The organism is Microlunatus sp. Gsoil 973 (assembly GCF_009707365.1).
GTDB lineage: Bacteria > Actinomycetota > Actinomycetes > Propionibacteriales > Propionibacteriaceae > Microlunatus.
In genome coordinates, this window is the sequence record NZ_CP046122.1 from 3,753,071 (window position 1) to 3,768,100 (window position 15,030).

Genomic DNA, 15,030 nt, shown 5'->3' on the forward strand with positions numbered 1-15,030 from the left:
CGACGCTTCGGATCGACGTCGCCGACCCGGGCGTCGATCGACGTCGGTCAGCGGCGCCTGGCTCCGGTGACTTCGATGGCCCGCTGCTTCAGTTCATCGTCGGCGACGACGTCCAGCAGACTGGCGGCCAGGTCGGCGCGGGTCAGCTCGTTCGCACCGCCGACGAAGTCCTGACCGCCGGGCATCCTCACCACCGATCCGACGGCGGGCTTGTCGACCAGCCGGTTCGCCCGGACGATCCGCCAGTCCAATGGGGATTGCTGCAGCACCGACTCCATGTTGCGGGCGTCCGCGTACGAATGGCGCAGCAGCATCCGAATGAACGCAACAGCCAGTCTCGGCCTGGTCGCCACCAGCGCGTGGCTGCTGGTCACCACCACCCTGTTCACCTGGTTGTCGATCATCGCCTGCACCAGGTTCCGGGTGACCTGCTCGGCGACCGACGTCTGTTTGAGGTCCGGGGCCGCCACGATCGAGATGGCTGCGTCGTGCCCGGCGACCCGCGAGAGGTCATCGACGGACAGCCCGTCCCCGGGCACCACCTCCAACTGCGGATGACGGGTCGCGACAGCCTCAGGACGCCGAGTGAACGCGGTCACTGCATGCCCACGACCCAGCGCCTGCTGCACCACGAGACTTCCGGTTCGCCCGGTCGCCCCGACAATGAACAATCTCATCGCAACCTCCTCGATATAGCAGTGCGCACTACTGCATCATGCCATATGCGGAGGTCCAGCTACTCGCGCGCCGGTCCAACTGCGGGTCAACAGCGACAGCGGATGATCTCTGACAGGGACGTCGCTGTCACAGATCATCCAAGGTTTGTTCGGAGATACGGGATGGTCTGCGGACCCTCGGGAAGCACACACGCGCGGGCCTCCGGCCCGGCACTGACAAGCCCGGATTCGACACTCGCGGAGATATCAGCGGTCGCGCCGAGGTGGACGCCGGCAAGTTGGTCGACGGTCAGGAAGTCGTTGTGCACAACGACAGTCGCCTTGTCCAGCACTCTGGCGAGAACCTGGACCTGCCACTGATCCGGTCGGGCATTGGCGCCGTCACCGAAGGTGGCGACCAGGCCCCCGAGGTCGGGAGCACTGCTCAGCAGCTCATAGAACAGCCCGTGCTCGGGAAACCCGTCACGGCACTCGCCTGCGGCGATGATCAAACCGCCCGGCCGTACGATGGTCGCCGCCGCCGACATCCCCTTGACCAGCTGATAGAGGTTCTGGTCGAGCGGATAGCCGGAGTTGGTGGTGACGATCACGTCGAACAACTGATCAACCGGCGCCATCGCCACCCGGCGAGCGAATTCCCGGGCAACCGCGTGCATCGCCAACACCTCACCGCCGAAGGCGGCGACGACCTGATGATCACCGTTCAACACGACATCGAACGCGTAGTCCACCCCGGTTGCGGCGGCGATGGCTCGAACGTCGTCATGGACCGGATTGCCTTCACACACACCCCACGTCGCCTGCGGATCTCCGATCCGGGACGCGTCATGCAGCGTCAGCACGGTTTCCAGCCCGGCGAGCCCGGGAGCCACCATTTTCGGGCCGCCACTGAAGCCGGCGAAGAAGTGCGGCTCGACGAATCCGGTCGTGATCCGCACATCGGCCTCGCACCAGCGCGTGTTCAACCAGACCGGGACGTCGCGCCCGTGCACACCGCACCAGGTCAGCGACGACGGGTCACGTGCGTCATGATCAATGATCTCCAGTGAACCGGCCAACTCCGTGCCGAGCATCGCCTGCAGTTCGTCGGCAGTGGTGCCGCGGTGAGTGCCGGTCGCGACGATCACGACGACGTTCGCGGTATCGGTGAGTCCGTCCAACTCCTCGAGCACGGCCCCGAGCATGAGCTCTCGGGGCTGCGGCCTGGTGACGTCGCAGATCGCAATCGCGACCGTCTGACCCGGGCGGACGATCTCGCGCAGAGGTGGACCGGAGGCGGGCTCTGCTAACGCGCGGCGGAGCATGCCCCGGACATCCTTCGCCCCGGCCATCGACTGCGGTGTGATCACGGCGGTGTCGTCGGGAACACTGACCTCAAGCCGTCGCTCGCCATAGGCAAGACCCACCTGCTTCATGCCGAACTCGTCCGGGCGGCCACCTTGTACTCGGCGCGACGGCGATGCAAGATCAGTTCGGTGTACCCGTTGGGCTGCCTGGCACCCTCGAGTACCAACTCAACGGCGGTGTTGAAGGCGATGCTCGCCGTGAACCTCGGGCCCATCGGCAGATATCCCGGGTCCCCGGCGTTCTGGCGGTCGACCACCTGTGCCATCCGCTCGAAGCTCTGCCGCACGTCCGCCTCGGTGATCAGGCCGTGGTGCAGCCAGTTGGCCAGCAGTTGGCTGGAGATCCGCAGCGTGGCACGGTCCTCCATCAGGGCGACGTTGTCGATGTCGGGAACCTTGGAACACCCGACACCCTGCTCGATCCACCGAACCACGTACCCGAGGATCGACTGGGCGTTGCGATCAAGCTCTGTTGTTCGGTCCTGCCCGGACAGCGTCGCCGGATCGACCAGCGGAATGATCAACATCTGTTCGCGGCTGGTGCGCTGCCGATCTCTCAGCTCGATCTGACGCTGTCGCACGTCGATCCGGTGATAGTGCAGGGCGTGCACGGTTGCGGCCGTCGGCGACGGCACCCAGGCAGTGTTGGCGCCCTCGTTCGGCTGGCCGATCTTCTGCGCGTACATGTCTGCCATCAGATCCGGCATGGCCCACATGCCCTTTCCGATCTGACCGCGGCCACTCAGACCTGCAGCCAGTCCGACGTCGACGTTGCTGTCTTCGTACGCCGTGATCCAGGCCTGACGTTTCATGTCCGCCTTGCGGACCATCGGCCCTGCATACATCGAGGTGTGGATCTCGTCGCCGGTCCGGTCGAGGAACCCGGTGTTGATGAACACCAACCGTTTGGCCACGGCGTTGAGGCAGGCGGCCAGATTGACCGACGTCCGCCGCTCCTCGTCCATCACGCCGACCTTGATCGTGTTGGGCTCCAGCCGCAGCAGCCCTTCCACTCCGGCGAACAGCCGGTCGGCGAAGGCGACCTCATCCGGGCCGTGCATCTTGGGCTTGACGATGTAGATGGACCCGGTACGACTGTTGCGACACGGGTTGTCCGGCCTGAGCCCGGGCAGTGCAGCCAGGCTCGTGAACACCGCGTCCAGGATGCCCTCCGGCACCGGACCGAGGTCGTTGTCGATCACCATGTCGCTGACCATGAGATGGCCGACGTTGCGGACCATCAACAGCGATCGACCGGGCAGGACCAGCTCGCCGCCGTCGGCTGCGGTGTAGCGCAGATCCTCCGACAGTCGGCGGACGAACTCGCGGCCGTTCTTCGTCATCGGGGCAGTCAACGTGCCCCGGCTCAGGCCGAGCCAGTTGCGGTACGCCGCGACCTTGTCTTCGGTGTCGACGGCTGCGACGGAGTCTTCGAAGTCGACGATCGTCGACACCGCCGCCTCGATCCGCACATCCGCGATGCCTGCCGGATCTCCGGCGCCGACCTCTGCCGATCGGTCGATGATCAGGATGATGTGCAGGCCGTTGTGAGTCAGCACGATCTGGCTCGGATCCTCCCGATCACCCAGGAAACCCCGGAACTGATCAGCGGCACTGAGTCGCGTCGTGGAGCCGTCGACGAGCCGAACCTCGAGCCCGCCCGAGGTCACCCGATGACCGCAGGCATCGGCATGGCTGCCGGCGGCGAGCGGGAAGCTCTGATCAAGGAAGTCCCGGACGAAATCGATCACCCGCCGGCCGCGAACCGGGTTGTAACCGCCACTGCGTGTTGCTCCGTCGGACTCGTCGATCACATCGCTGCCGTAGAGGGCGTCGTAGAGAGATCCCCAGCGCGCGTTGGCCGCATTCAGCGCGTAGCGGGCGTTCAGGACCGGCACGACCAGCTGCGGTCCGGCGATCTCAGAGAGCTCCGGGTCGACATTCTCCGTCGTGACCGCAACCGTCTCCGGTTCGGGGACCAGGTAGCCGATATCCTCGAGGAACTTCTGGTACTCCGCGGCCTTGCCCGGCCCGCGGTGGGCGCGATGCCAGTCGTCCACAGCGAGCTGCAGCTCATCGCGTCGCGCGAGCAGGTCCCGATTGTGCGGCGTCAGCTCGCGGATCAGGGCCGCGAGTCCGGTCCAGAAGTCGTCGGGGGCGAGCCCCGCTTCACCCAGCAGCTCGCCGTTGACGAAGTCGTACAGTGGCTGTGCGACCGACAGTCCACCGGCCGACACGCGAGCCGTGCGCTGATCTTTCATCGTGTCCGTCATCGAACTCCACTCATTTCTCCGGCACCAGTCCGGCAGCCGCGACGCCCGCTGCACAACATGCCGCGTCCTCTGCACCTGTTCCACCGCTGGCTCCGACCGCGCCGAGCAGGGAACCGTCGGCGTCCCGGATCAGGACGGCGCCCGGCTGGGGCAACAGCCGTCCGGCGCTGGTCGGGCCGAGAGCATTGAAGAAGTTGGGATTGTCGGCTGCGCGGGCGGCCAACGCAGCGCTCGAGCATCCCATCGCCACGGCGCCCCACGCCTTGCCCCTGGCGATGTCGAACCGGAACATGCTGGCGCCGTCGTCGCGTTGCGCGGCGACGATGTGCCCGCTGAGGTCGAGGACGACCACCGCCAGCGGCGGGATCCCATCCGCACGAGCCTGGGAGATCGCGCCGGCGATGATGGCATTGGCCGACTCGAGCCGGAGTGCGATCGCGGAACCGGCGGCCACTTCTGCCGCGCCCGTCACCGTGCGGCCTTCCCGGCCCGATCGGTGGGTGTCTCCCACGCCTGTGCAGCCTCGGTCCGGCCCCAGGCCTCAAGATCAAGCAGCCCGAGTCCCCGGCCGTAACCGGCCTCGTCACCGTTCAGGGCGACCATGTACGCCAGCCACCGTCCGTCGGGGCTGACATTGGAATTGGTCGCCTTCCACGTGTGGTCGGACGGCATCGAGGTCATCCGCACGCGCTGCTGCGAGCCGTCCAGCTTGAGCTTCCACAGGTCGCGCGGCGGATAGTGGGGCCACTGGGTATCACAGGAGGATTCCAGGCAGATGTAGTCGCCACCGGGGAAGATTCCCTCGCATTCGTTGTGGACAAGGGATTCGGCGATGTACGTCTGATGGGTCCGGTCGGCCAGGGTGACGCCCTTGACCACGCAGTTCGGTGTCGGCGAGACACCCTGGGTCCGGCCGGTCGTGTATTCGGCCATGATCACTTCGGAATCGTCGTGGCGGAAGTCCTGGGGTTCCGGGGCGACTCCCCCGCCGGTGCGGTAGAAGACCTCGTCGTCACCGAGTACCGGTCCGTCGTCGGTGTAGTCGATTCGGGTGACGTGACATTCGAAGACACCAGGACCGCCGAGTGCCGGATCATTGCGTCCCGACACGGCGTAGGTGATCTTGGGCTCGTGAACCGAAACCCCACACCCTTCGAACATTCGCCGGCCCAACGGCTTGGGCGGTTGCCTGAGATTCTTGTCCAACACCCACAACTCCGATTCGACGTGCCTGCTGACGTCGCGGTCAACGAACCGTCGCGGCCCGACCAGCAGATAGTCGCCGGTGGACAGGACCAGCACGCGCAAGAAGCTGTGGTGATCACCCAGGTCCCGGGTCAGGTTCCGGACCTCACCGGTGCCGACGTCGAGTTCGCAGACATCGCCGTAGTTGCCCTCGACGAAGGCGATGCGCGTTCCGTCAGCCGACCAGTAGGGCCGTTCGCCGTAGTCGAGCAACTTGGAGTGGAACGGCGGCGGATCGTCCAGGACGTGGGTGACGGTCGCGGCGGGGTTGGGCATGGTCGGCTCCTCAGGACTCGGTGGCGCGGGCGGCTGGGCGTCGGGACTCGGCAATCATGCGCCGAGCCGCGGGGTCAGAACGTGATAGGGCTGCCGGTCCAGCCGTACCGGGTCCAATCCGGGCGCGAGTCCCACGCGCGCCGGCTGGTCGTCCTCGGCCGGACTGACTGCAACGAAGCGGTACTGGATCCGGTATCGGCCGGTGGCGGCGCCGGCCGGGATCTCGGCGAAACGCTCCCGATCGTCCCGCGGCGAGGTGGCCATCGGCAGCTCCGACCAGGCCTGCGACTGATCGACTTCGCGGTAGCGCAGGGTGAGTTGGATGCGCGGATCAACCACCGTCGCGACCAGCTTGATCGGGTGCCCGGCAAGGAATCCGTCCACTGGACGATGGTCGACCTCCGCCGGCACCGTCACCCAGGGTCGTCGGGGCCGCGGCCCGGTCGGGCAGTCACAACTGGTCCGGTGCGCTTCGACGGCCGCCAGATCCCGGTCGATGATCGGCAGCCGGTCCTGCCAATGTCCCCGCTGGTAGGGCATCTGTCCGAACGGCAGGTCGTCGCGATAGGCCTTGCCCGCTTCGGCGAGCTGGTGCCAGTGCTCGCGGGCCGCGTGATAGTCGCGGATGCAGTCTTCAAGATCATCGACGGCGCCGGTTCGTCGGTGGAGTGCCCAGCTGACTGCGGATCGGAGCTTGTCGGCGAAGTGCTCGCCGAGTCCCGCAGCAATCTCGGCGTCGATCATCATCCGCTCCAACTCGGCAGGATCGGATGCCTCGGCGGCGACAGCCCGCGCACGTGCGATGTGTTCGCGGGCTGAGGACGCCAGAGTGTCCAGCCATTCCGCGACGTCGATCGGTGTGTAGCGCGGGAGTGGCGTGCCGTCGATCAGCGCCGCGACGTAGTCGTCGGGCGAGGCGAACAGTTCGGGATCCAGGGGACTGGTGTTACCGAAGGAATACGGCGGATCCATGTCGAAGGTCGGATCAAGGTGCCAGCCTCGGTCGGCGAACGGATTGTCGGTCTCCGGGGCGAATTCGATCAGCGGCAGAGGCGTATCCATCTCGGGCCAGTAGATGTTGCCGGCGACCGATGGGGCGTGCACAGTGGTGATCAACGGAAGCACCCGGCCGGCGGCCGCTGATGCCGCCGCTGCGTCGGCCGCGGCTGCGCCGAAGCGGCTCCGGCACCAACGATGCCAGCCGTCGAGATCGCCGTCGGGGTTGTACGCCGCCCGGCCGTTGACTCTCAGCTGGGATGCGTACTTGCGCCACGTGTCGGTCCCCGCGAGCTCGAGTCGGGCATCGGCGTAGAGTCCCCGCTCGCGGATCGGACGGCCGGGCAGCGGATTCTCGGCTGAGTCCTTCTTGCCCAGGAAGGTCAGCGCGTCCAACCACTCCACACCACGGGCACCGGGGAACGTTGCGTTCCGGCCGATCCCTGCGGCACCGACGGGGTCGGGCGTGCACAACACACGCTGCGTCCCGGGCCAGATGCGGTGCAACAACTGGTATCCCGCGTCGAGGCGGGCGAAGTCGGCGTAGCCGTAGCGGGTGAAGCTGCGTTGTCGAGTGACCTCGCCGCCGGATCGGCCACCAGCCTCCGGGGCCGCACTGGAGCCGGTCCGAGCGCGTCGGTGGCCATCGAACTCGCGCGCCCGGATGCCGGCTTGGTGGTAGGGCAGTCCCATGTGCTCGCCCCAGTACTTCGTCGACAGGGTCAACTGGCTGTCGGCCGACTTCAACGCGTCGAGCAACGCGTCGTTGATCCCCTTGGCGTGGGCATCGATGCTGATCTCGCGGTCGATGCGGGAGACCGCGCCCATCACCTCGGCCCAGAACGCGTGCGTGGGTTCGGGAACTCCGCCCTCGAAGTGGACCCGGAAGGTCAACGTCGTGATCTCGGGAATCGCGCCGAGGAGCAGTTCCAACGCGTCGGCGCAGTAGCGGGCGTGGTCGTCCTGCGACAGCCCGCGCACCAACCAGCGCTCGGTGGCGTGCACCGGTTCCAGCCGCGGGGCGTGGTTCCACAGACCGAGTCCGAACTCGATGCCACGAGCGGCGGCGGCCTTCGCGGCGTACTGGAGGGCCGCGAGGTTGTCGTCTCGCTGCCTATCGTCCAGGCCGGCGACCGTCACGTCGTAGCCCGGAACATCGAGCACGAAGGGGTAGAGGAAGCACATGTCGTTATCGACCACGCGCTTGTCGATCAAGAAATCGTAGCCGAGGCCGAAGGCGACGGTGAATCGGTTGAAGCGATGGGTCGCGAGTTCGGTCAAGTAGTCGTCCCAGAAGGAACGATCATGCAGCCAGACATGATCGAATCGATGGGACGCATACAACCTGGTGACGCTCCGCGTCGGCACCCGGGGCTGCTCATAGCGAGTCCGGACACTGTCCAACGCCTCCCCCAGGTCAGCGGCATGTTCCACGAGGTCGGCGATGTCGCGTACCGCGTAGGTCAGTCCCCGGCTGTCGCCGGCACCGACCAGGACCGTGGGACTGCCGCCGTCAAGGGCCGGGCGGGTTGCGATGGCGAACGCCTCGGAGGGGAACTGCGCCGGTGCATCGGCCCGGGAGACCACCTCGTCCCAACTCGAGCTCCCCGGCCGACAGATGATCACCTCGAACCGCCGATCGTCGGTCGGCATTCGGGTTCTCAGAGTGTCGGCAAGGCTGTCCGCGGCCCACCTGGCGGGCGCCCAACCGCGATCGACGGCGCCTGATCCGCTCCCATCCGACGATGCTGACTCTTCGAAAGTGATCACATGGGCTCCCTCACTGGGGTCCACTCGACTCAACCTCACGATCCTGCTATTTGACGGTGGCTTCACTCCGGATTGTTGACGGTTCTCCCTCGGCACCCAGATCGCCGGCTTTCGGAATGCCGATGTCGAGAACGCCCGCCAGCTTGAGATCTTCACTGTGGTGGCAGGCGGCGGCGTGCCCTGGTTTCAGCTCACGCAACGCCGGACGGATCTCAGTGCACGCCTCGCCATCGGCATAGGGACAGCGGGTGTGGAAGAAACATCCCGACGGCGGGTTCGCCGGATCGGGGAAGTCGTCGGACAACCGGATCCGCCGGCTACTGTCCCGCAGCTTCGGGTCCGGGCGCGGCACTGCCGACAGGAGCGCCTCGGTGTAGGGGTGCTGTGGGTTCCGGTAGATGGCGTCGGTATCGGACAGCTCGACGATCTTGCCCAGATACATCACTGCAACCCGATCGCAGATGCTCTCAACCACTGACATGTCGTGGGAGATGAACAGATACGTGTGCCCCAGTTCCTCCTGGAGATCACGCAGCAGATTGAGAACCTGGGCACGAACCGACACGTCCAAGGCGGACACGGCCTCGTCGGCGATCACCAGCCGCGGGTTGGTGATCAACGCCCGGGCGATGTTGACCCGCTGCCGCTGTCCTCCGGAGAAGGCATGCGGGTATCGGTTCGCGAGGCTCGGCGACAGGCCGACGCGTCGCAGCATGTCCCGCTACGCGATCCTCGAGTTCCGAACCCCGGGCGATCCCGGCGGCTTTGAGTGGGTCACCGACGATCTGGGCGATCGTCATCCGCGGATTGAGCGCGGAGAAGGGGTCCTGGAAGACCTCACGGATCTGACGCTGGTACGGCCGCAGTTCCGCGGTCGACATGGTCGCCAGGTCCACAGTTGCGCCTTCGGCGGTGCGATACAGCACGCTGCCCTCTGACGGCTGCTCGCTGCGTACGATGCAGCGTCCGAGCGTCGTCTTGCCGCAGCCGGACTCGCCGACGAGGCCGAGCACCTCCCCCGGCCTCACCTCCAGGTCGATGCCGTTGACCGCGTGCACCCAGCCGGTACGGCGCGACAGGATGCTCCGGCGCCTGATCGGATAGCGCATCGCCAACTGCTCGATCTTGAGGATCGGCTCGGCAGTCGTCACATCAGGCTCTGTCATCTCAGCCGTGGTGATCATCGGGCAACCTCGACAGCGGGTGTCTTCTCAGCCAGCAGTTCCGGGTCGTGCAGAACACACCGTGCTCTCCTGCGGTCACCGAGCCACACCGTCGGCGGCTCGATCGTGTCACAGACGCCACTGATCGCCTCCGGGCAGCGCGGATGGAACGGGCATCCGGTCGGATAGTTGAACGGGTGCGGCACCTGTCCCTGAATTGCCGACAGCCGCTGCCGTGCTCCGGATCCCATCCTGGGGACCGACGCCAGCAATGCACGGGTGTAGGGGTGTTGCGGATGTTCGAACACATCCTCGACCGGGCCCTGTTCCACAACGGTTCCCAGGTACATCACCACGACCTCGTCGGCGATCTCCGCGACCACGCCGAGATCGTGCGTGATGAACATCATCGCCATACCGCTCTCCTTCTGGAGGTCGCGGAGCAGGTCAAGAATCCGTGCCTGGGTCGTGACGTCCAGCGCTGTCGTGGGTTCGTCGGCGATCAGCAGCTTCGGATTGCAGGACAGCGCGATCGCGATCATGACGCGCTGGCACATACCGCCGGAGAGCTGGAACGGGTAGGCGTCCATCGTCTGGCTGGGCCGCGGGATGCCCACCTGGGCCAGCAGCCCCAGCGCCCGCTCCGCCGCCTCCGACTTGCTCACCGTCGCGTGCAGCCGGATGGCCTCGATCAGCTGGTTCCCGACCGTGTACATCGGCGACAGCGACGCCATCGGCTCCTGGAAGATCATCGCGATCTCCCCGCCGCGGATGTCGCGCATCCGATCACCGGCGGAATCGAGCGTAAGCACATCGATGCCCGATTCGTCGGCATCCTGATCATCGGTCAGGTTACGCGTCCGCCTCCTGGACGGCCGCGACCTGGCCTGCTCAGCGCTGTCGATCGCCGCCTGGGAGCGCCACCAGATCCGGCCTCCGGTGATCTTGCCCGGCCGGTCGATCAGCTGCAGGATCGACCGGGCAGTGATGCTCTTGCCGCAGCCGGACTCTCCGACAACGCAGACAGTCTTCCCTGCCGGCACACTGAGACTGACGCCGTCGACAGCGCGCACGACCCCGTCGCCGAACACGAACTGCGTGTACAGGTTCTCGATTTCGAGAAGATCCACGGTGGAAATGGCGTACTCCTTGAGGACGTCTATTGCTTGTACGGGTCGGCGGCGTCCCGCAGCCCGTCTCCGACGAAGTTGAGCGAGAGCACGGCGATGACCACCATCAGACCGGGCAGCATCAGCCAGGGTGCCGACGCGACGACCCGGACGTTCTGCGCCTCCTGCAACAGCACACCCCAGCTCACTACTGGCGGCAACAAGCCCAGCCCTAGGAAGGACAGTGCTGTCTCGGCGAGGATCATCGCCGGGATCGACAGTGTCAGGGACGCGATGAGGTGGGAGGTGAACAGCGGCACCATGTGACGGAAGATCAACCGCGGTGGCCGGTTGCCGTCAAGCCTTGCGGCCGTGATGAAGTCCTCCTCGCGCAGTGAAAGGAAGCGCCCTCGCGTGACTCGAGCGAGTTCCGTCCAGGCGAACAGGGCGAGGATCGACGTGATCGCGAAGTAGCGATTGATCGGACCCCAACCCGGCGGAAGCGCGGCGGCGAGCCCCAACCACAGCGGCAGTGTCGGGACCGACATGAAGAGCTCGACCAGCCGCTGGATCAGCAGATCGATCTTGCCGCCCGCATAGCCCGAGATGCCGCCCATCAGGACACCGAGGAAGAACGCGATCGTCACGCCGACGAGTCCGATGGTCATCGAGATCCGGGTGCCGAAGATGATCCGCGAGAACTGATCACGGCCGTTGCGGTCCGAACCGAGCAGGTACATCGGACGGTTGTCGTCGACCGGCCCGATGAGGTGGATGTTCGTTTTGATCAGCCCGAACAGCCGATACGACTCCGCCGACCGGTCGAACAGCCGGACCGGGATCTTCTTCGTCGGGTCGACGGTGTACTTCACTGCCAGAGATTCGTTGTCGAGGCTCTGCTTGAAGTCGTAGACATACAGTCCGACCCGGGTCCCGCCGCCGCTGTGATCGATCAGGTGCAACCGCTGCGGTGGCGCGTAGGGGTACTGATCATGAAACATCGTCGTGTTGAACGGCGCCAGGAACTCCGCGAAGATCACGGTGAGATACAGCAGCGCGGTGACAATGGCGCCGGCCATCGCCAACCGGTGTTTCCGAAAGGCCTGCCAGACCAGGCGCGACTGGCTGGCAGTCGATATCCTCTCGTCACCCTCAGCAGTCGTCGCCGCAGCTTCGGGCGGATCGAGTGGCTTGCCGGGATGGACAGCGGCAATTACAGGATCAACCACACCGTCACCTCGCCATCCGGAGTCGTACCCGCGGGTCGAGCCAGGCCAGGGCGAAGTCTGACAGCAGGGTACCGATCACGGTGAGCAGGCTGGTGACCAGAATGATCGAGCCGGCCAAGTACATGTCCTGACTTGTCAGGGAGCTCAACAGGACCGGCCCGGTTGTCGGCAGCGACAGCACCTGAGCGACGATCACCTCTCCCGCGACCAGCGCCGGCAGCACCCAGCCGATGGTGGAGATGAACGGGTTCAAGGCAACTCGGAGTGGATATTTCAGGATCAGTTTCCGCTCCGGAACGCCCCGTGCCCTGGCCGCGACGACATAGGGTCGGCGCAACTCATCGAGCATGTTGGCCCGGAGGATGCGGATCAGGCCGGCCGTGCCGGCGCTGCCGAGCACGATGATCGGCACCCATAGATGGGACAGCAGATCCAGAAGCTTGCCGAGGTTCCATTGCGCATCGACATAGTCCGGCGAGAACAGGCCGCCGACGCTCTGTCCGAAGTAGCGGTAACCGATGTACATCAGCACCAGGGCGATCATGAAGTTCGGGACGGCGAGTCCGAGGAACCCGATGGTCGTGGCGATGTAGTCACCGATCTTGTACTGCCGGACGGCTGAGTAGAGGCCGACCGGCAGTGCGACGATCCAGGAGAACATCAGCGTGCAGAACGAAATCACGATGGTCAGCGGAAGCCGCTGGGCCAGGACACTGGAGACCGAGCGGTTCAGCTGGAACGACTCACCGAAGTCGCCGTGGAGCACCCCGCCGATCCACTTGAAGTACTGGACCCACAACGGGGAGTCGAGCCCGTAACGCAACTGCAGCGCCGCGATCCGGGACTGATCGACCTCGCCGCCCTGCGCGCGCATCTGCGCGATGATCGTGGTCAGGTAGTCGCCCGGTGGCAGCGAAATGATCACGAAGGAGGCGATGCTGATCAGAAACAGGGTCGGGATCATGTAGAGCACCCGACGGACGATGTAAGCGATCATGACTGCGGATCGATGTAATACGTCGTGACGTTCGTGATCGCCGGATACGGCGCCTTGAAGGAGATCCACATCTGCCCGTCGCCGGGGACGTTGTGGGTCCGGTCGGAGACGATACAGAACGGGTCGCCCGGCAGGGAGACGCCGATGGTCCAGAATTCGTCCTTGGCGATATCGATGATCTCCTTCAGCGCCGCATACTGCGTCTTCTGGTCCGAGGAGCCGATAACGCGCTCACGATAGATCGACATCTGCTTCTGCATCGCCTGCGGCGGTGCTTCCCGCGGACTTCCGCCCTCGTACCAGTTCGACCACAGCGGGGCGTAGGACGAGCCGCCGGTGGAGAACAGCCAGCGCGGATCGGCGATCAGGTCGACGTAACCGAGCTCGCCCTTGTCCAGCGTGCAGTCGTAATCGTTGGCGGTGAGTCGCTCCGACACCAGTTCCGGACTCGCAGTGTCGATCCGCAACTCGATCCCGACCTTCGCCCAGGTCCCCTTGACGAACTGCATCGCATCGATCATGTCCGGGTAGCGGGACTGGCAGAGGACGGAGATGACGATCGGCTTGCCGTCCTCGCCGAGCAGTTTGCCGGCCGAGTTCTTCCGGCTGTAACCCGCCGCTGACAGGTGCTGGGCGGCCTTCCCGAGATCGAACTCGGTGTACTCGGTGCCGAACTCCTCACCGGAGTAGAACGGCACGTCAGGCCGCGGCGCGGTCTGCCACGGACGGCCCTGCCGCTGATAGACGAGGTCGATGATCTGCTGACGGTTGATGGCGTAGGACAGCCCGATGCGGAAGTCCTTCTTCTGGTACATCGCCCGCTTGGCCGAGTCCTTGCTGGTCAGGTTCAGACAGATGCCGATCGTGTTGTGGTTGGGGTCCTTCACTCCCACGAGCTTGTACTTGCCCGTCTGCTGCCCGTCACTGAGCACAGGACGGTTCTTGGGAATCGTGACCTCCTGCCTCATATAGAGGTCGACGTCGCCGTTCGCGGCCGAGAGCAGCAGCGGATTGGGCTCGTTGAAGAACGTGAAGGCGACCTCGTCGATGTAGGGCAACTGACTGCCGTCGGTGTCGACCTTCCAGTAGAACGGATTGCGCTCCCAGACCTGGCGCCCGCCGTCCCCGTGCGGGTTCTTCGGCACCCACGCGCTGAGCACCGGGAGATCGACATTCTCGAGGTTGTCGATCTTGGACAGGAACGTCTCACTCCAATCGTCGGGGAGGTCCGGATTGAACTTCTTGTGGAACTGCTTCAGATAGTGCTGGGGCAGGAGCCAGAAGGGCGGTCCGTGCGGCGTCAGCTGTTGCAGGAACAGGGCCTGCGGCGACGGGAAGGTGAATGTGACCTGCCAATCACCGTCAGCAGTGACTTTCACCGGCTCGTTGTTGATCTTGAGTGCACTGGGGATGACCGGCGTCAGCTGCTTGTTCAGCAGCACGTTCTCATACCACCACGTCAGATCCTGTGAGGTGAACGGCTCACCGTCACTCCACCGCATTCCCTCCCGCAGGTGGAAGACGTAGACCTTGCCGTCCTCGAGCACCTCGAACTTCTCAGCGACATTCTCGATGATCTTGGAGTAGGTCGGATCCCAGGTGACCAGGTGATCATTGGTCACCGTCATCCAGAGCCAGCTGGGGTCCGTGCTCTCCAACACGGTCCGCAGCGTGCCTCCGTAGATGCCGACCTTCTGCAGCGGGGTGATCACCCGCGGATTCTTCGGCAGACGCTCCGCGACAGGCGGAAGATCGCCGGACTTGACCTTCGCGGCCAACGCCGGCGCTTCCTTGCCCTTGGCTTGCTTGGGACCGTTGTCCGAACCCTTGTCGGGATCGGTGGAGAAGAAGCTACAACCGCTCAGTGCGGCGAGCCCGGTGACAGACGCAGACCCCATCAGGATCTGCCGGCGCGACACGGACATGGACATCGCAACGACCTTTCGTCC

The 15,030-nt window shown here is 65.3% G+C and carries 11 protein-coding genes and 1 pseudogene; all 12 read right to left on the reverse strand.

The window, feature by feature from the left end:
* Nucleotides 1-47: 47 nt before the first annotated feature.
* The 12 genes and pseudogenes from GJV80_RS17715 to GJV80_RS17765 all read right to left on the reverse strand — a co-directional run bounded on the left by GJV80_RS17715 (nt 48) and on the right by GJV80_RS17765 (nt 15,012).
* Nucleotides 48-677, reverse strand: coding sequence for an NAD(P)-dependent oxidoreductase (locus tag GJV80_RS17715; protein ID WP_154689031.1), 630 nt, complete (start codon nt 675-677; stop codon nt 48-50).
* A gap of 134 nt (nt 678-811) precedes the next feature.
* Nucleotides 812-2,092: a nickel-dependent lactate racemase gene (gene larA / locus GJV80_RS17720; RefSeq protein ID WP_154689032.1), complete on the reverse strand. Its 1,281-nt coding sequence runs from the start codon at nt 2,090-2,092 to the stop codon at nt 812-814.
* Nucleotides 2,089-4,296 (reverse strand): malate synthase G, encoded by a 2,208-nt coding sequence (locus GJV80_RS17725; protein ID WP_230207812.1) that lies wholly within the window; start codon nt 4,294-4,296, stop codon nt 2,089-2,091. The genes larA and GJV80_RS17725 overlap by 4 nt, the downstream gene beginning before the upstream one ends.
* Before the next feature lie 10 nt (nt 4,297-4,306).
* A complete protein-coding gene (locus GJV80_RS17730; RefSeq protein ID WP_230207813.1) occupies nt 4,307-4,768 on the reverse strand; it encodes a heme-binding protein in 462 nt (153 codons plus the stop codon).
* Nucleotides 4,765-5,817, reverse strand: a complete 1,053-nt coding sequence (locus GJV80_RS17735) for a PD40 domain-containing protein (RefSeq protein ID WP_154689033.1) — start codon at nt 5,815-5,817, stop codon at nt 4,765-4,767. The genes GJV80_RS17730 and GJV80_RS17735 overlap by 4 nt, the downstream gene beginning before the upstream one ends.
* Nucleotides 5,818-5,871: 54 nt before the next feature.
* Nucleotides 5,872-8,466, reverse strand: a complete 2,595-nt coding sequence (locus tag GJV80_RS17740; protein ID WP_154689034.1) for a hypothetical protein — start codon at nt 8,464-8,466, stop codon at nt 5,872-5,874.
* Nucleotides 8,467-8,629: 163 nt separating this feature from the next.
* Nucleotides 8,630-9,298 carry an ABC transporter ATP-binding protein gene (locus GJV80_RS24625; protein ID WP_255455488.1) on the reverse strand — a complete coding sequence of 223 codons (669 nt, stop codon included), beginning with the start codon at nt 9,296-9,298 and terminating at the stop codon, nt 8,630-8,632.
* An 82-nt stretch (nt 9,299-9,380) separates the two neighbouring features.
* A pseudogene (locus GJV80_RS24630) lies at nt 9,381-9,767 on the reverse strand (ATP-binding cassette domain-containing protein); the annotation flags it as partial.
* Nucleotides 9,764-10,876, reverse strand: a complete 1,113-nt coding sequence (locus tag GJV80_RS17750) for an ABC transporter ATP-binding protein (protein ID WP_154689035.1) — start codon at nt 10,874-10,876, stop codon at nt 9,764-9,766. The pseudogene GJV80_RS24630 and the gene GJV80_RS17750, both read right to left, overlap by 4 nt.
* Nucleotides 10,877-10,905: 29 nt before the next feature.
* Nucleotides 10,906-12,084, reverse strand: a complete 1,179-nt coding sequence (locus GJV80_RS17755) for an ABC transporter permease (RefSeq protein ID WP_230207814.1) — start codon at nt 12,082-12,084, stop codon at nt 10,906-10,908.
* Between the two features lie 4 nt (nt 12,085-12,088).
* A complete protein-coding gene (locus GJV80_RS17760) occupies nt 12,089-13,081 on the reverse strand; it encodes an ABC transporter permease (RefSeq protein ID WP_154689036.1) in 993 nt (330 codons plus the stop codon).
* Nucleotides 13,078-15,012 carry an ABC transporter substrate-binding protein gene (locus GJV80_RS17765; protein WP_154689037.1) on the reverse strand — a complete coding sequence of 645 codons (1,935 nt, stop codon included), beginning with the start codon at nt 15,010-15,012 and terminating at the stop codon, nt 13,078-13,080. The genes GJV80_RS17760 and GJV80_RS17765 overlap by 4 nt, the downstream gene beginning before the upstream one ends.
* Nucleotides 15,013-15,030 lie beyond the last annotated feature (18 nt).